The following is a 19298-nucleotide window of genomic DNA, read 5'->3' as shown; positions in this document are numbered from 1 at the left end:
ACGATTAACTGATTAATTTCTGAATGAATTCTGTTCAAATTATCTAAAAAGGTCTTAAAAGATTTATTGTCAAATCATTATCGCCGGCTTTATATAACATAAAAATTTCATCAGCTTATATGTTTAAAATTGTGAATATCTATTAAGCATATTTAATGGCTGACGCTTTTTAAATCCTATTTTTGAAGCCCTAAAAAAATATAGATTATGAGCGTAATTTGGTTTGAATGTAAGGTGAAATACAAAAAAACACACGAAACCGGAGAACAGAAAATGACCACAGATACCTATCTTTTAGATGCCGTATCTTATACCGAAGCTGAAGCAAGAATTAGCGAAGAGATGACTGCCTACACCAGTGAGGATTTTAGAATTATGAATATAAAAGTCGCTAATTTTTCTGAAGTGCATCCTTTTGAAAATTCTGATAGGTGGTTTAAATCCAAGGTTTCCCTCGTGGCTTTAGATGAAGAAAGTGGAAAGGAAAAAAAGACCAATATTTACCTGTTAGTCCAGGCGAATGATGTGAAAGAGGCTTTTGAAAATACTACCAAAGCAATGGAAGAAACTATGGGAGATTACTCCATCCCTTCTATTACGGAATCTCCAATTTTAGATGTATTTCCATATTTTAGCGATGAGGAAGAACAACTGGAAAAATTTAATGTGCTTGATGCCGATGAGTCTTCAGAACCAGAAACGGCTGAAGATACTGAAGAAGTTGTATAAAATTTATTTTCAAAATAGAAATAGGCTGGCTTAAAGTAAAGTATCAAATCAATTGGCCTTAGATTCTAAAGTGTTTTTGCTATAAAACATCTTAGATTCTGAAACCAGTTCAGAATGATGAATTGAAAACTTTTAAGCCAGCCTCTTTTTTTAAAGTTTCTCTTAAAGAATTTTCAGTTTAGATAAAACCTAGTTTTTAAATTTCTTCCAGATTTTAATACCGAGTTTTATAATAACAAAAACTACAAAACCAACTACCAGGCCGGTTAGAAATTCTACGATAATTCCAGGAATATTTTCAAATAAACCGTGGAAGAAATCGAGATTGTGTACAAAAATTCCTCCCGAAACCAAAAGCAAAGCTATGGTACCAATCACCGATAAACTTTTAATAACTTTAGGAAGCGCACTTACCAGAAATCGACCAATTTTATCAGAAAAACTATTTTCTTCCTCGTTTAAATTTATAAGTTTCGCACCAAACTCATCCATTCTTACAATTAGGGCTACAATACCATAAACCCCTACGGTGGCAATAATCGCAATTAGGGTAACCACAAGAATTTGCGTAAGTAAAGGCTCCTGCCCTACCGTACCCAGGGCAATAATTACAATTTCTACCGAAAGTATAAAATCGGTTAAAATTGCAGATTTTATCTTCTCTTTTTCCCGGCTTAAAACTTCTTCTTCTGATAGTTTTTCGAGTTTCGGTTTTTCCTTTTTATGAGAATGAGGAAATAAGTACTCGTGAACTTTTTCGGCGCCTTCATAAGCCAAGTAGAGCCCGCCAATTATAAGAATAACGGTAATTGCCGATGGCAGAAAAGCACTTAACAAAAATGCCGCTGGCAAAATAATAAGCTTGTTTAAAAAAGAACCTTTAGTAATTGCCCATAATACCGGTAATTCCCGGGCAGACATAAAACCTGAAGCTTTCTCTGCATTAACCGCAAGATCGTCACCTAAAAGTCCTGCTGTTTTTTTTCCGGCCACTTTTCCCATCACCGCTACATCGTCCATTAAAGCTGCGATATCATCTAAAAGGGCAAAAATTCCTGACGCCATAATTATTTACTTTAATGCCGAAAGGTAAGTGTATTTAATAAATTGAAATCTAAATATTATTGTAATAATTCTTTCAAATTGAATGCCCTATGGAATTAACTGCAATGAAGATCTCTATTTAAAAATATTCTAAATAAAATTTGTGCTTTAAAAGAGAACATTTTACTTTCGCTTTAATATTTATTTAGACCTATTCTAATTAGATATAAAATCAACAATGATTATCCGGTACTGGCCGGGTTAAAATTTGGGTAATGGATAAAAATAAACCGGGAAAAAAGTTCAGAAAATATATTAGAACCCTTCATTTATACCTTGGGCTGGCCACAGGTTTAGTTGTTTTTATAGTGTCTATTACCGGTTGTCTTTGGGCGTTTCAGGAAGAAATTACCGCATTAACTTCTAAAGTGCCAGAAGTTGTTCCGCAAACCAACCCGGAGATAGATCCATTAGAAGCTAAAAATATTGCGCAAAGTGTTTTTCCTGGAAAATATATTCACGGCACATTATACGGAGGAGGAAAAAAGCCTATAGAAGTTATTTTTTATGAAGAAAAACCGGAATTTTACCAATCGGTATTTCTTCATCCTTGGACCGGAGAAATTCTTCATACAGAAGATCATTTATCAGGATTTTTTCATTTTGTTTTAGATGGTCATATGCATTTATGGTTGCCTAAAGAAATAGGAAGCGAAATTGTAGCCTGGAGTACTTTTATTTTCTTTCTTATGCTGGTTTCTGGCATTATACTTTGGTGGCCTAAAAACAAAAAAGTTAGAAAACAACGCACCTGGTTTCAATGGAAACCAACCACCAGGTGGAAACGTAAAAATTACGATTTACACCAAATTGTTGGTTTCTATGCCAGTTTTATAGCGGTTATTTTCATCTTTACCGGGCTTGTAATGACTTTTGAAATTTTTGCTAAAGTATTTTATAAAGGTATTGGAGGAGAAAAAGAAGTGGTTTTCGCGGTTCCTGAAAATACAAATGGAAGCTTTAAAAATGTACCAGGAAAAGATGAACCCATTAGAGAACTAATGCCCTTTTTGAAGGAAAAGTTTCCCGGGGCAAAAGACTTTGAAATTCATTATCCCCATGATGAAAACCATAGCATTTATGTAGAAGTTAGCAATAGTGATGGCATTTATTACGATTCAGATTATAGATTTTACGACCAGAATGACCTTACTGAAATTCCTTCAAAAACTATTTACGGGGTCTACGAAGAAGCCGGTGTAGCCGAGAAAATATTAAGGATGAACTACGATATTCACGTGGGCGCAATCGCCGGTTTGCCGGGGAAAACTCTGGCCTTTTTAATTAGCTTATTATGTAGCTCCCTGCCGGTAACGGGCTTCCTTTTATGGTATGGTAGAAAAGTGAAAACAAAAGCTCCCCAACGGCAGGAAAAACAGGTTTTAGCTACTTCAAATTAATAATTGACAATTGCTTTATGCAGGAACCGGTTTTCAGAACAACCTCAACTTTTAGCAAAAATATCTTCCCAGGTATAGTTTTCACTTCTAAATAATCCTTCCAATATATTCCTGCGTTTTTGTAGGTCTTTTTCAACTTTCTTAGAGTTTAACGAAGGAAAATTATAAGACTCACCCGCGTTATCTCCTATTAATAAATTTGAAGCGAAATTCTTTTCCATAGCTTCTAAGAAATCAGACAAAGAAGAGCGTAGAACATTTAATTCCTCCCTGTATTTATTTTCTTCTATGGAATAAAGAAGAATGCTAAGTGCTTCGTCTAACCTTGCAATATTAATACTAAAACTGTCCCGTTTCTTACTTTGCCTGTAAAAATGAACTACCGGATATGCGTGATGATTTACCGCATGTTTATCTATTAAATTTTGTAGCTCTGAGATTTGCTGGTAGGTGAAAGATGAATCAAAACTTAAAATATTCGTTGCTATTTCCCGTGGCGTTTTTCCTAGGTGATAAATACTTTTAGACAGGGTTCTTTTATTTACCAGTGCCGATGCAACCGAGAGAAAATAGGTCATTGAACTGGTAAAGAAAATAAAACCAAAGAAGGAAAATGCACCGGTTAGCATTTCAAATATTGCGGTTGTTGGTGTGAAATTTCCCATTCCCAGGGTGGATAGCGTATAACTTGTAAAATAAAGGCGCTCCCAAAAGTTTGCTATTTTACCACTGCTATTGGTGATAGCTTCGGGATTTGAAGAGAAAACCAAAAACAGACCACCCCAAATTAGGAGAAGCCAGAAAAACAGGATCATAAGATTCACGAACAAACCATTATAATTGTATGTTTTTCTACCAAAAATCTTTACCCCAAACTGAATGATCTTATCAGATAAAATAGAAATATTCCTCGAGACGAACCCGGTACCACTTCCCGAAAGCGTGGTGAAAAAAAAGTCGTGAATTGCTATAAGTAATAAGACAATTCCGATAAATAGTAATATTCCAGACATTTATTATTTTTTAAAATTTTTCTTCAGACTTCTAAAGGTAAAAACAATTTGATTAATCTTTCGTATAAATTCAAATTGGTAGCAGCGCCTGGCATTGATTAGTGTCTGGGCTATATTTTTATGAAAATTTTAAAAAAGACCCGCTTAATAAGCTATACCTTAGATACTCATGTATAATCTATGAGTATAGTTATGAAATATACAAGAAAGTACTGGTTGCTTCCCTTACTGTTTTTTGTTTTTACATCCTGTAATGATAAAAAACAAGAGCAAAGCGTAGAAGTAAAAACCGAGGAAGAAGTTAAAGAAAAGAAAGAAGAAATACCTGATATTGCCGACAGCAGTTTTAAAGATGGGATGACAGGTACCGTTTATCATTATTATTTAAAAGTACGAACCGCTTTATTTAACGATGACCTGGAAGCTGCTAAAGATGCTTCCCAAAATATTGCAAACAGTTTTGATGATGATTTTGCCGAATTAAAATCTCTTTCGGAAGAAATGGCGAAAGCTGAAGATATTGAAAAGTTAAGAAGTACTTTTTCTGATTTTTCTGTTGAAGTTGAATCCCTATTTAAGCAAAACCTTTCTGAAGGAACAATTTACAAACAACACTGCCCAATGGCTTTTAATAACAAAGGAGCATTCTGGTTTGCAGAAGTTGAGGAAATTAAAAATCCTTATAAAGGTGAAGAAATGCCGAAATGTGGCAGTATAAAAGAAACAATCAAACCAAAAAAATAAATTATGCAAAAGGGAAATTATGCAAAATTTGGATTAATGATGTTAGTCTCATTCATAGTAATGTACGGCATCATGTTCTTAAATGCTGATAAGTTTGAATATGTGATGTTAAGCACGATGCGAACGTATATGACACTTTTAATGATAACAGCTATGGCGGTTATTATGCTATTATTTATGCTGGGGATGTATAAGAACAAAACCCTTAACGCAATTATATTAGTGGTTTCTATAGTTGGTTTTGGTTCTGTTTATTATATGATGCGTACACAAACCGGGATTTCAGACGTTCAATATATGAAAGGGATGATTCCCCACCATGCTTCGGCAATTTTAACCAGCCAGGAAGCCGATTTAGAAGATCCCGAAACCAAAGAACTTGCTAAAGAAATTATTGCCGCTCAAAAAAGAGAAATTGCTCAAATGAAGAAAATAATTTATAGACTGGAAAATGAGGAGGAATAATACATAGAAAATAATTTCCAGTAGTGTAGCAGTAGAATATCCTGCCTATTTATAGATTTTAATTTTTCTACTTCTAATCAGGCTTTGCTGCGCTTTTCCTTATAAAATAGCTTTCCACTTAAGAATAGGAATACCAAAGGAATTAAGGAGATTGGACTATATTCTTCTTTGTTCAGAAAACTTACAATTAAAAGAATTGCCGCAATTATTACGATCATCAAGTTTTCAAATCTTGCTTTATTCATCATTTATATTTTTTGAAACTTTTTTTAATTGATTCTCAATATCTTCAAGGTATATTTTATCCATTGGATTTGAATAGGGATCAGAAATTTGCTTTCCTTCCTTGTAAAGTTTCCTGGCTTTTTCCAAAGACGATTTATATTCAGTGGGTTTATCTAAATTCAAAAAAGCTAATGCCGAATAATATTGATTTTCAGCTAAATCATTATTTTGAGATTGTTTTTTAAATAATTCAATTGCCTGCTCAAATCTCTCGGTTTCTAAATAAAGTACCCCGAGATGTAAATAATCATAGGCACCTACAAAATCTTCAGCCTCATTTAGTTTTATTTGGTTTTCAATAATTGCTATTGCTTTTTCTTTTTCCCCAATTCCTTTATAACACAAGCCTTTTGCTATGTTTAAATGATAAGTTCCATTTTGGCCCTGACCAATGTCGTAATCTACCAAACTATCTAACTTTTCAATATCCTTAATCGCTCCTTTATAATCTCTAAAAAATTGGTAGCGACACCAGCCCCTATATCCAAGATGTTCTTTTGGGTTGAGCTCTACAGCTTTATCTATAAGTTTTTTCCAGGTTACAAAATCTCCACTTTTAAGATAAGCAATAGATTTTGCCCAGTAAGCATAATCGAATGTGGGATCTATGGCTAAGGATTCGTCCAGAATAGTTTGGTATTCTTTACTAAACTGGTAATGCTTTCCAGCCTCCATCGCTTTTATACAGGCTTCGTATTTTAATGTGTCTCCCTGATATTTGTATGCTTCGCAATTGGGTTGTGCAAATAATCCGGAAAATGAAAACACCAATAATATTAAACTTAGCTTTTTCATTAAGGCAAAATTTCGGTTAGTTGGCCATCTTTAATTTTAAAAATGAGATACATATAATAGTCAATAGGATCATCCTGGCGGTAAAAAATTCCCCATTTTTCAATACCTTTGGTTATAGTTACAAGTTGATTAACTATTTTATTATCAAACTCAATTTCCTCGAAATTTTCATCAGATTGCAATACTCTAAATCGGCCTGTTTTACCTTCACAGTTTACTATAAAACGCAACCTGATAAAGCCGTTTTGATCACTATCTGACAAGGTTTCGTATTTTGACTTAAAAGTGTTTAGAATAGACGATTTTTCTCCGGCATAAACAGGACCCTGGCCTAAATTGAAATACTGAAGAATCTGACTATCACCATTGCAAACTTTAAAGGTTACATCATCAATCTTTTCATTTTGCGCTATGTCACCAACCCAGCGTGAATATGATTGTTTTTCAGTATTTTTTCTATCAGATTTGCAACTTAGCAGAGCAAATAGGGTAGATATTATTAAAAGTGATTTTTTCATTCGGTTTGTTCAAATGGCCAACAGATCCATATAATTTTTACAAGCATTCCTTTCTATCTATTTTAAAAATTCAAAACCTACATCCATTTAAAATAAACTTTAATAGATTGGAAATATAGATCCTATAATGACTTATTTATTATCCCCCATTCTATTAATAATCTCTCTTAAGAGCCCATTTTGTTCTTCTCGTAAACTGATAAATTTGTTAACCCACTTAAAGATCAAATAAAGTATTCCAAATATTATTGCGAAATAAACAATCATAATTATAATCGGGAAAAAAGAAAAAAAGCTCATATTTTATTTTTTAGTTATTAATTATTGAAAAAAGCGTGTAGGGAGCGATTGCCATTTTTGTTAATGAGATCTTAAAAATAGAAAAAATATTGAATTTTTTGCTTAAATATTAAGGAAGAGTAGGGATTTTAAGCAAAGCAGAAATAATACTGCAGCAATGTGAACTAAAAAATATAAATTTTTGATCAAAAAAAATCCGCAATCACTTTAAATTAGTGCGTTGCGGATTTTTATTTGTGACCTTGCCAGGATTCACCGATTTCTCAAATAGCCTATAAATACTGATAACTTATTTTCTATGTTGACGATTTGTGAACCTCAATTTTGAGGTCATTTGTATCGTCTTCTCATAAAGGTACTAATATTCAAAAAATTATCTGCTAATTTTAAAAAAATATTGTAGAATTTAGCCTATAATATGTGAACTAAATTTTCAACAGAACCAAAAAGGCTTCTTTACAGAATTTCTACATTCCCTGTTATCGAAGAAGTTTAGAGCGCTATCAATATCAAGAAAAAGGTGGAAAGTGTATTTGACTGGTACTAGGCAAGAGAGATTAAATTAAGCAACTTTCTTTTCTAGAGGAACCGGCCATTTCCATTGGCCTGAACTTTCTACAGAATTTGTGATTTAGATCTCTAGGATAGATTTAAAGTTGATTACATTGAAGATTTGAAAAACCCTAACTTATCACTCCTTTAGGCCCCTCTAAAAGTTTTATATTTTTTTTACTATCCAATTAATTATCAGCCATTTTTTAAACCTAATCAAAAAAACCAGCTAATTACATTTCTTTTATATCGAAAAGAAATCGAAGGAACTTAATCCGAATTCATAAAATTATAATTTTTATGAATTACAGCAATATTCTAGAATGTCCTGTAACTTTTTACTAGTTAAAATTACAAGTCCTTTGAGAACTAGGAGAATTTTATCTGTTTAAAGGTTATGTATAGTCTCAAAACACAGAAAATAGTTTAGGAATCAGCTATTTCAAAAAATAGAAAATTATCTTTGGTTCCATTTTTAAAAAGCTAATGGTTTGTTTTTTGAATTTCTGCCCGAGCACCAACATCCCCTCTTAAAATTTTAAAGGGGAGGCCTCCCCCCCCTTTTTAGGTATACGGAGCCTACCTTCTACATACCTTTTGGCCTTCCCAATCCGTGCAAATCATATCGGGACCACACTCTATATTAGATGCGCAAGCCTTAGGTTCATAACCTCCTTGAATTTGTCTCTGTTCGGTTTTACTTAAAGTTTCACCTAGATTTAAAAATTGACTTTTCATAATAAAAAAATTTATAGTTATATATGCCTTGAACATTTTAGACACTCAAGGTTTGTGTCTATTCCTCGCGAGAGAATATTTTGATACGGAGCATTTTTAAAAATTATTTTAAAGACAACCGGGTCCTTTCTACCTTTTCCTGACATTCGATCAAATCATCTATAAAGAATAACAAATCCATTTTCTCATATTCGTCTGGATATCCTTGCCCATTCACTAACAAATGTGGAGTGAAATTTATAAAGTTGCCATTACACCATTCCTTTTCATATTCTAGTGTGGTAAAATATTTTCTATCAATATACCCGCCCCATTTTCTCAACCAGGATTTTCCATCGATTTCACTAAAAATATCTGAAAGGGCATTAAGGCATCTTTCTTCATTTTCAATATGATACAATTCTAAAGTTCTGGCAGCAATTTTACTTCCAATATTATTGTCATCTGTAGCTTGAACATTAAACCGAATTTTAATTTGAATATCCGGATTATTAAGTTTTAAAATTTTTTGAAACAGTTGGTGGCTTTCTTTACAAAATCCACACATCGGATTAGTTATAAAGATCAATTTTAATAAGGCATCGGAGCCCTTATTACCAAAAACAAGTTCATTTACATAAGGAATTTCGGCATCAATTTTAGAGTTCAAATTAAGTGCAGCGCTAAATAATTTAAAATTTCGTTTAAACTTTAAATGCTTTACTTCTAGGTTTCTAAAAAGTCGCTCCTTTTCTAGTAAAGGCTTGATTACCATCCATAATGAAGTTATAACTGCAAAACATACAATAAATACTACATAGCTTAAATTAATTAAATGAATCAATTCCCATACAGAGTTATTAAAAGATAAAGTGGCAAATTGTAGCCATAATATTCCAACAATAGCTAAACATAAAGGACACCAACTTTTAGCGATCTTCCATTGATAAATTAAAGAGTAAAAAGTAAATGGAATAGCTAAAGTATTCACTAGTACAATCGCTGTTAGCTGTACATCGATTCTTGCCAATATAATCATTGATAGAGCCTGTGTTATAAAGTAAACTAGCCCGACATCGCTAAGCTTTAAAAACTGAAAAATAGTTGATCCCCTTGAGTGCAAAACCTTATCACAACTTGTATTTTTATTTTCGTCTGAACAAATCTTATTTAAAATTTTTGAATGTAATCCTAATTCTTGTTTGACAATTAGATAACTTACGTAAAGACCTATACAAGTAAGAGAGAAATATAATAATTCAAAGAAAGAGGGGCCGGTTATTATGAATAAACTAACTAGCATAAACAGTGTGGAAAAATATACAATAAAAGGTATTTTACCCATTTTGCTATTAAACCCTCCATAACTTTCACTCCTTTCTCCATTCTCAACAACAACCAAAATACCTGTCCATGAATTGAAAAAATTGTTTACACTAATATTTTCAATTCGCTCCTTATCATACATCAACTCAACTTCATCTATTTTTTTTGAAACCAAAACAAGTTGACGGGTACTACCATCTTCTATCTCAGCTAAAAAAGAATCTGGGAATTGAGAATAAACCTCTAAAGGATTATTTACTCTTAAAGCATAGTTATTTATATCAAAATGGGAAAATAAATCTGTAATGCTATTTAAACTAGGATAATACGGATGACTCAATAATTGTATTCTCGACTCTTCCCAATCTAGCTCTAGATGATTCTTTCGTAAAAAACTCTTTAATAAAAAAAATAAGCGATTGTTCATAAAGAGAATTCGTTATTGGTTTGAAGAGTTTTCTCGCAAATATAGTCCAGCTTCTTTCTTGGAAAACTCACCTTGGTGTTTGTTAATTTCTCAGGATACATATATTAATAAAATTCAACCCATTCTCAATTAATTCTCTTTTCATTCTGATATTTATTTGGTAGGCATTTCCTAAATTGACATTCTTTCTACTGTACTCATAGAACAAATGTTTTTCTCTAATATGATTTTAATTTTAAAATTATTTTAGAGAAAAGCATAAAACCACTATTATATCAAGTAGCTTAAACCCTCTCAACCAATCAGAGATTAAGGAAACTGAAAGAGGAGGAATTAATTTCATCCTATTGACCTAATCTATATCTTGAATACAATAATCTGGTTTTTTTGGGGGAATTAGATGATTTCACCCGTAAGATAATTACGGTTTATTAATAATTCTACATTAATTCAATTGTTTCATTAAAAAAACTATTGAATTAACCTAAAAAAGATCTTTTAATCTGTAAAAAATTCTTTGAGCCAGGCTTAAATCTTCTGTGATTATTTCTGCCATTCCAACAAGTTCCTGTCCGAGCGACAAGGTAATGTTATATGAAGTTGTGGTTCCTTGCGGTAAGGATATATATGCAAAATAGTTTCCTTCTATATTAGGAGAAACTGATAAATTTTCTATTTCCCCTACTAAGGTTCCATATTGTTCGGACGGAAAGTTATTTAGCTTAATTAGGACCTTTTGTCCAATAGAAATTTTACCCACACTTTGAGAAGGAACTATTAATTTCCCAAAATAATTAGGATTTCCTAGTGGTAGAATTGAGAACACTGTTTCATCTGAATTGACAAACTGATTAGCACCCCAAAACTCCTGAAAACTTAATATTCCGTAAGTAGAAGACTTTAGAGAGTAAATATATTCCCAATCCCTAATAGCTTTTTTTAGTCCATAAAACGATTGGGAAAAATTAGAAAAAAGCATCTTCTGCTCTTCTTGTTTATTGATTTTTGTTTTATTCAAAATGTGATTTCCCGAAGCCACTGATTCTCTGAGCTGCGAAATAGATATAGCGGTAGATTTTAATTGTTCCTGAACCTGTAGTAGTTCTATTTTTTGTTTTTCAAACTCATAGGCTGAAATAATTCCTTTGTCAAATAAATGTTTCTGACGCTTGAAATTTGAAAGCTTTAACTGAAGTTCCTGTTCCTGAATGCGCTTTTGGGAAATTTGGTTTTCAAGCCGATTTTTAATTTCCGTTATTGTTTGTTCATTATTGATTAGTTCTCCGGCGTATGGATCAAGGCTATTTAAAAGTTCATATTCAATATAACTTCTTTCAAAAGCTATATACGCAGGCTCAATATCCCCCAAAACTAATTCTGAAGTAGAATTTATAGGGAAATTTAATTGGGGAGCTGTTACTTTTGTAGAATCAATTAATGCTTTTAAAAAATTGACATCTTCAGTTTTTGCAGTGTTCCGAATAACAGCTAACCTATCCCCTGGACGAACTGTATCTCCATTCTTGACCAAAACTTTTTCTAATGTTCCAGAATACCTTGCAACAACCCTTTCTGTAGGCTTTTTCGTAGTGACAATAGCAGTTGCTTCAATGAAATCTGGGTACCTTATTAAAAAACTAAGGAGCAAAACTAAGCAGGTAAGAAGAAAAATTATGGTGATACCCCAACGCACTAACCAATTAGGAGGTCTAGATAATATCTCTTGAACTTCTTCAGACCTTAGACTTAACCGATCTTTATTATCGTTTATTGGCATTTAATTTTTTAAATTTTCAAGTTCTAATTGATCTTTCACTAAATTATAATATGCTCCTTTAAGCTCAATTAGCTCCCAATGTGTACCGTATTCTTTAATTCTTCCTTTATCCATTACAACAATCTTATCAGCATTTTTAACTGTGCTTAATCTATGCGCAATTACAACCACTGTTTTGTTAATAAAAACAGCATTTAAATTTTCCATTATTTGCTTTTCATTATGTGCATCTAATGCAGAGGTAGCTTCGTCAAAGAATAATAAATTTGGATTCTTGTATATTGCTCTGGCTATAAAAAGACGTTGTTTTTGTCCCGTACTTATGCCAATTCCTTCGTTTCCGATTTTCGTATTGAATCCAAGAGGAAGTGATTGTATAAAATCATAAATATTAGCTGCCTGAGTTGCCTTCACTAATCTTTCCTGATCAATTATATCCACCCCAATTGCGATATTATAAGCTATAGTATCATTAAACACATAACCTTCCTGCATTACAACACCACAGTTATCTCTCCAAGCCTTGTGAGAGATATTTTTAAAATGATTTTTACCATACGATATTGTTCCTTCCTGAGGATCATAGAACTTTAACAGTAATTTCATCAGAGTAGTTTTTCCGCTTCCACTCCCTCCCACAATTGCTGTAATTTGATTTTTTTCAATTGTCATACTAAGATCATTAATAACGTATTCTTCACTACCTGGATACCTAAAGGATATATCGTTTAAATAAAGATCATGCTCATCATTAAAGTTAATAACCGATTGATTATTTGTATTCTCTTCATTTTCCTTATCGTGAATTTCACCTAAGCGTTCCATACTGATTTTCGCATCTTGATATGACCGAATGAAACCTACTAATTGCTCGATAGGAGAATTTAATTGACCAATAATATACTGTATAGATAACATCATACCTAAACTTATAGATCCTTCTATCACAAGAACTGCGGAGGTAAAAGTTATAAGGATATTTTTAAGTTCATTTATTAATGAAGACCCCACCCCTTGAGTTTGTTCCAATCTTAGATTTTTTATGGAAACTTTAAATAATCTAGCCTGTAAAAACTCCCATTTCCATCGCTTCTGTTTTTCAGCGTTATGCATTTTAATTTCTTGCATTCCATTGATAAGCTCTATTACCGTACTTTGTTCCTCACTTAACTGAGAGAACCGTTTGTAATCTAAAACTTTTCTCTTTTTAAGAAAGTAAAGAATCCAACCTATAAAAATCAGACTTCCAATAGAAAATATCAAAAAAATTGTAGAACTATAGTAAAATAATACTAATCCAAACACTAAAAGATTCACCATGGAAAAAAGAGTATTCAAGGTGGAACCGGTCAATAAATTCTCAATTCGGTTGTGATCATTAATTCGCTGCATAATATCACCGGTCATTCTTGTATCAAAATAACTTATAGGCAGTTTCATAAGCTTGATAAAAAAATCTGATACTAATGAAATATTAATACGAGTACTGAGATGCAGTAAAATCCAGCTTCTAAAAACATCTACGCTTGTACGTCCTAAGAAAAGCATAATCTGTGCAAAAAGGATAATGTATATAAAATCAATATTCTGATTTTGAATTCCAATATCAACTATACTTTGGGTAAGAAATGGAAAAATAAGTTGCAATAAGCTTCCCACAATTAATCCTATGCAGAGCTGAATAAGTAAGCTTTTATATTTGAAGAGATATTTAAAAAGAAAATTTAAAGATTTTTTTTCATTATCCTCATCCTCTAATTGAAAAAAACTTGGAGTGGGGTCTAAAAGCATTACAATTCCCTCTTTAGTATCCTTTTCCGCATTTTCCCCTATCCAACGACTAAGAAATTCCTCTACTGTATATTTAATAAGACCAAACGACGGATCAGATATATAAATAAACCCTTTCTTAATTTTATAAATAACAACGAAGTGATTATTATTCCAGAAAGCAATTGTAGGAAGGGGTGCTTCGTTAAGTTGATTAAAGTTCAATTTGGCTCCCAAAGTTTTAAAACCTATAGATTCTGCGGCATCACTTAATTTCAAAAGGTTACTACCATCTCTGGTTGTTTCGGAAAGTTCACGAATCTCTTGTAAAGAAATTAGTTTTCCATAATGTTTAGCTACAATCCGAAGACAGGTGGGGCCACAATCTTTGGAGTCTGGTTGTTTATAAAAGGGAAAATCAGTTTTCAAATGATTCGTTAGGATTAATGATACTTAAAGTTGATTCGAAATAAAGTCCTCTGTATTGAGTGTATTGAGAATCGGTTTTATAGATGAGAATTTAATATCTAAATTTAGTACACCAGCCGCTTCTTTAATTCTCTATTAAAATGCCTTTTGCGCTAAAAGCACTTAATATAAGTCACATATTCCCTTTATAAGGGTATTTACAATGTTATAGCAAACCAACGTACTATTCGAAAATTCAACCATAAAAAGGTTACGGGTTACCCTTTTATCTATTTCAACAATATTCTGAGAGTACTTTTTAAAATTAAATGCGGACAGCCAAGAAATCCTCTGTAAATGTTCGGTCTAGAGAATAGGGTGCCTTTTGAAAGAAGAGGGTTTTATGATTTAAAAACCTAATTAGGTAAAGGCAATAGCATGGAGATATCCCTGAATATCTCACTTCTTTGAGAATTAAACTAAACCACTATTCCCTATAACAAAATCATCTACCAATCCTATAAGTGTTTACGCTACTACTTGTGTTAGACAGCTGTTTTTATAATTTAATAATAGTTAAAAATTAAAATCAATATCTACTCCTTTTTCACCCTGAAAATTGAATTTATTTGTTAACTCATTGACTAAAATATTAGGTTTTTTTATTATTTGCTTTGAAATACTAATAATATTCTGACCTATTTGATTGGCCATTCCTTGAGAAACGTAATTTATATTAAAGTCTATTTCAAATATTATTGAATTTGCTTGCTCAAAAAAAGTTATGACCAGCGGAAATCTAGATATAATTTTACTGTTATTCATTTTGCTAAGAAATGCTTCTCCTAATCTTAAGTTCTCATAATTTCCATGAACTTGGTAAACAACCAAAGTATCAATTAGATTTTTCAATAAAAAGCTTTCGGGTAAATTTGAATGTTCCCGCACATCTAAAAAGTCTCGATGGATGAATTTTACAAAATCTAGAAAAGATATATTTTTACTAATGTTAACTCTAATAGGTAAGGTTTTAGCATACATACCAATTTCTAACCCTTTAGTAAATTGTTGATCATTTAGTATTGTCCCTAAACAGAAATTATTCCTCTCAAATTCTCTGTGGAATTCTAAAGCTATTATACCATACAATACTGAAAATAAAGTAACTCTATTTTGTTTTGAAAATTTTTGCAATGCTTTTTTTTCTAATTCTTTTATTTTAAAAGAAATTTTTCGCCCAGATAATAACTGATCTATTTCTTCTTTTTTGGGATGCATTCCAATTTTATAAGTATCTTCCAAATAGTTCTCCCAAAAATTTTTATTCTTAACCAGTGTTTCGGTTATTTCTTTGTTTAACGTTTGTGAATAGTTCTTAAATTGAATTTCACTAAAAGAAATGGTCTCTGAATCACTATATACTTTTGATAATTTTTCTATAAAATTCTCAATAGAAATTCCATCCATAATTATATGATGAGTAACAAATAGTAAGTATTTTTCATTATCATAAGTAACCATCACTGTTTTTAAAAGGATATCTGATTCTAAATTGAATAAATTTTCTGAGAAATTCTTCAGATATGTTTCAAAAGCAATTCTTTTTTCGAATACCTTGGATTCAATTCGAAAAGAATCTAAGTTATGATGGATTTTCTGTACCGGATCTCCATCTATTGTAATAAAGTTTGTACGAAGTATTTCATAATTGTTCATTAATTCTAAAATTGCTTCCTCCAATCGTATTAAATCTAAATGGCCAGAAACTTTAAACATTGAAAATAAATTATAACTCTTATTTCCCGAATCTAATTGACAGGCGTACCATATATTTCTTTGACTTGGTGTCAATTGATAATATTCCTTAGTTTCAACATTACTGATTAATGCGTGATTTTTTTCCTTATAATCTATAACTCTTGATAAGGTTTTGATAGTGAAGTTTTGAAAAACTTCTTCCAATTTTAAAGAAACAGCAAATTCCTCTTCTATTCTATAAATTAACTTTGCTGCCAATAGCGAATGCCCACCAAGCTCAAAGAAATTTTCATCTGAACTCTTTATTTTATCTTGAACTTGAAAAATTTCATTCCAAATTTTAATTAAACGAAGCTCGGTTGAAGTTAATTTTTCTTCTTTAACATTTTCTATTCTATTATCTAGAGGCATCTCACTCAGCAATTTTCGATCAACCTTATTATTTGGCGTTTTAGGAAGTTTATCGATCGAAACAATCACCGATGGTACCATGTATTTTGGTAAAATATTTTCTAATTCTTTTTTTAATTCTTGTTCCTTAAAATTGCTTGAAGAATCTATATAGGCAACCAATAATGGGTTCTTAGACTTTTTAAGGACTACTATCGAATTATTAACCTCCAGAATATTATTTATGCTTACTTCAATTTCCCCCAGCTCAATTCTATAACCTCTTAATTTAATCATATTATCTTTCCTTCCAACAAGTATTATATCCCCCTCTTCATTCCATCTACCAATATCACCCGTATCAAATAAGAGCCTATTGCGAATAGATGAGTGATAAGAATATTTTTTATTAGTAAGTTCTGGATTCCCATAATAGCCAACAGATAATCCCTCACCTCCAATATATATATTACCATTTATGCCAACCGGAGCTAACTTACCATAATCGTTTAATATATATATTTGAGTATTTCGAATAGGTTTGCCAATATTAGAAACTTGTCTTGGAGTCGATAGCTTCTTAATACTTGACCAAATTGTAGTTTCTGTTGGTCCGTACATATTCCAAATTTCCTTAACACTACTAATTAAGGACTTTGCTAATGCCTCACTAATAGCTTCTCCCCCACATAAAACTTTCAGGTTTTTTTCTCCTTTCCATCCAAAATTATAAAGCATTTGAAAAAAGCTGGGAGTTGCCTGTATGATAGTAGGTTCGACCTTTTCTATTTCTTTAATTACATAACTAGGTTCTTTTAATACACTTCTACCTGCTATATATATTTCCCCACCCGAAATAAGAGGTAGGAACAGTTCTAATAAAGAAATGTCAAATGAAATGGTAGTAACTGCAAATAATACATCATTACTGTTGAAACCTGGTTCCATCTGCATACTATATAAAAAGTTGGTTAAGGATTTGTGCTTTACCTCCACACCTTTGGGTTTACCTGTAGAACCAGAGGTATATATAATATAGGCACTTTCATTAGAATTAGATAAATCAGTAAATGAAAATGATTTATTTCCAACTTCAAGAATTTCTGTAAAACCAATAATTCTCCCCGCCAATTTGAAATGACGGCTTTCATCAGTAAATACAATGTCAGCACCGGAATCTTTAATAATGTAATCTATACGTTTTGCAGGTAGCTCTGGGTCCACAGGAATAAAACTTCTTCCTGATTTCAAAACTCCTAGGATGACGGTTATAAGTTGAACCGACCTATTAGCTATAATAACGATAGGTGTCTTTTCTCTATTCCCTAACTGAGATAAGTTATTTGCCACAATGGTAGAAAGCGCTTGCAGTTGACTATAGGTATACTTTCTGTATTCATCTCTTACTGCAGTTTTATGCGGGAAAATATTAGCTTGATTTTCAAATAAGTTGGTTATTGTAAGATTTAAATCAAAATTGATGTTCGTGGAATTAAATCGCTCTAAATATAAATTCTTTTCCGCATTATCTAAATAGTTCAAATCTTTTATAAGTGATTCCGAATTATTAATTATATCATTTAAAAAGTTTTTGTAATGATTTACAAGTGGTTCAATCGTTCTTTCATTGAAATAATTTAAATTATAATCAAAATCGATTTTAATATCTTCTTTTTCGTCAAACTCTCGAACATAAATTGCTAAACCAACTCTTTCAGTCTCATGAGTTAATGGAATAACTTTAGTTTTTGTGCCTTCGAAATTTGGAGAATAATTCTGCTTTTCATAAGACAAAGTAACATTAAAAAGCTGATCCTTAGTACTGTATAGGTTTAAATCATTAATTAATTCTCCTAGGGGATATCGCTGATAACGATAATCTTTCTTAATTTCACTTTTAATCGACTTAACTAAATTTTCAAACTTCTCATTAATATCGACGGATTTTCGAAAGGGAGTTACGCCCATAAAAAGTCCAACAGTTTTTTTAAATTTTGAATTAGGTCTATTCAAAACTGGTAAGCCTATTGCGAAATCATTATTATTATATTTTAAAGCAAAGTAGGAGAAAAAGGATGCTAATAGCAAATGAAAGGTAGAGGCATTCATTCGCCGTGCTATTTGAATTAATTCACCATAATCTTCGTTTTTAATTATTAATTCCTTTCTAGAACTTTGGATTAATTCCACATTAGAATCGATTTTATCAAACAACTGCTCAGGTAAGTCAGAGAACTTTTCCTTCCAATAAAACTTATCTCTTTCAAAAAATTGTGAGTCCCTATAGGCCTTATCGTTAACTACATAATCTTTATAAGAATAGGGGTAATTAGTTATAACTGAACTATTATTTAAAATCTCATTGTAGTTCTGAACTAGTCTCTGAAACATTAAAGAAGTTCCCCATCCATCAGTGATTATATGGTGATATACAGAAAATAAATAATGAATATTATCTTCAACCTTAATTAAAATAAAGCAATGCAATTTCTCATTATACAATTTAAAAGGTTTTTTAAATCGGTTTTGCATAAACTCCAATGCTTTAACCTCACCATCATCTTCATCGGAAAAATCAACAAATTTTATGGATTCATTAAAATCGTCTAGAATTTCGAAACTCACGGATTGAAACTTATTGAGTCTTAAAATAATCCTAAATGAATCATGTTGCTTTATCAATGACTGATACGCTAAATCAATTTTTTTTCTATCGACTAAACCTTCTATTCTAATCTTAGCTCCAATATTGTATATCGGTGATGCAGCAAATAACAACTGCTCATAATATATATCTTTTTGGGGTAATGTTAATTTCAT

General features: G+C 31.7%; 12 protein-coding genes. 4 read left to right on the top strand and 8 right to left on the bottom strand.

Annotated elements, in window-relative coordinates; all coding sequences use genetic code 11:
- Window positions 1–207 precede the first annotated feature (207 nt).
- Window positions 208–729, top strand: a complete 522-nt coding sequence (locus tag B4F31_RS13435; protein ID WP_286761501.1) for a DUF4494 domain-containing protein — start codon at window positions 208–210, stop codon at window positions 727–729.
- Window positions 730–918: 189 nt separating this feature from the next.
- Here the strand turns inward: B4F31_RS13435 and B4F31_RS13430 are convergent, their stop codons facing one another.
- Complete coding sequence (locus tag B4F31_RS13430; protein WP_093305788.1) at window positions 919–1794, bottom strand: DUF808 domain-containing protein; 876 nt, start codon at window positions 1792–1794, stop codon at window positions 919–921.
- A 254-nt stretch (window positions 1795–2048) separates the two neighbouring features.
- Here B4F31_RS13430 and B4F31_RS13425 point away from each other — a divergent pair, with 254 nt between their 5' ends.
- Window positions 2049–3233: a PepSY-associated TM helix domain-containing protein gene (locus B4F31_RS13425; protein ID WP_286761500.1), complete on the top strand. Its 1185-nt coding sequence runs from the start codon at window positions 2049–2051 to the stop codon at window positions 3231–3233.
- A 44-nt stretch (window positions 3234–3277) separates the two neighbouring features.
- On the opposite strand, the gene B4F31_RS13420 is transcribed toward B4F31_RS13425, so the two are convergent.
- Window positions 3278–4246, bottom strand: coding sequence for an ion channel (locus tag B4F31_RS13420; RefSeq protein ID WP_093305792.1), 969 nt, complete (start codon window positions 4244–4246; stop codon window positions 3278–3280).
- Between the two features lie 192 nt (window positions 4247–4438).
- Here B4F31_RS13420 and B4F31_RS13415 point away from each other — a divergent pair, with 192 nt between their 5' ends.
- The gene (locus B4F31_RS13415; RefSeq protein WP_286761499.1) at window positions 4439–4990 is read left to right on the top strand and encodes a DUF3347 domain-containing protein; all 552 of its coding nucleotides are present in this window, start codon (window positions 4439–4441) and stop codon (window positions 4988–4990) included.
- Window positions 4991–4993: 3 nt separating this feature from the next.
- Complete coding sequence (locus tag B4F31_RS13410) at window positions 4994–5455, top strand: DUF305 domain-containing protein (RefSeq protein ID WP_075327703.1); 462 nt, start codon at window positions 4994–4996, stop codon at window positions 5453–5455.
- A 237-nt stretch (window positions 5456–5692) separates the two neighbouring features.
- On the opposite strand, the gene B4F31_RS13405 is transcribed toward B4F31_RS13410, so the two are convergent.
- From B4F31_RS13405 to B4F31_RS13380, 6 genes are all read right to left on the bottom strand, one after another.
- A complete protein-coding gene (locus tag B4F31_RS13405) occupies window positions 5693–6535 on the bottom strand; it encodes a tetratricopeptide repeat protein (RefSeq protein ID WP_075327704.1) in 843 nt (280 codons plus the stop codon).
- Complete coding sequence (locus B4F31_RS13400; protein ID WP_286761498.1) at window positions 6535–7053, bottom strand: hypothetical protein; 519 nt, start codon at window positions 7051–7053, stop codon at window positions 6535–6537. The genes B4F31_RS13405 and B4F31_RS13400 overlap by 1 nt, the downstream gene beginning before the upstream one ends.
- A gap of 1693 nt (window positions 7054–8746) precedes the next feature.
- The gene (locus tag B4F31_RS13395) at window positions 8747–10375 is read right to left on the bottom strand and encodes a vitamin K epoxide reductase family protein (protein ID WP_286761497.1); all 1629 of its coding nucleotides are present in this window, start codon (window positions 10373–10375) and stop codon (window positions 8747–8749) included.
- 484 nt (window positions 10376–10859) lie between these two features.
- Window positions 10860–12152 carry an HlyD family secretion protein gene (locus B4F31_RS13390; protein ID WP_286761496.1) on the bottom strand — a complete coding sequence of 431 codons (1293 nt, stop codon included), beginning with the start codon at window positions 12150–12152 and terminating at the stop codon, window positions 10860–10862.
- Window positions 12153–14351, bottom strand: a complete 2199-nt coding sequence (locus tag B4F31_RS13385; protein WP_286761495.1) for a peptidase domain-containing ABC transporter — start codon at window positions 14349–14351, stop codon at window positions 12153–12155. It abuts the gene before it with no gap.
- A gap of 555 nt (window positions 14352–14906) precedes the next feature.
- The gene (locus B4F31_RS13380) at window positions 14907–19298 is read right to left on the bottom strand and encodes an amino acid adenylation domain-containing protein (protein WP_286761494.1); all 4392 of its coding nucleotides are present in this window, start codon (window positions 19296–19298) and stop codon (window positions 14907–14909) included.

Source organism: Salegentibacter sp. UBA1130 (assembly GCF_002311535.1).
Classification (GTDB): domain Bacteria; phylum Bacteroidota; class Bacteroidia; order Flavobacteriales; family Flavobacteriaceae; genus Salegentibacter; species Salegentibacter agarivorans.
Note: the sequence above shows the minus strand (reverse complement) of the source record. Positions and strands in the feature narration are given on the sequence as shown.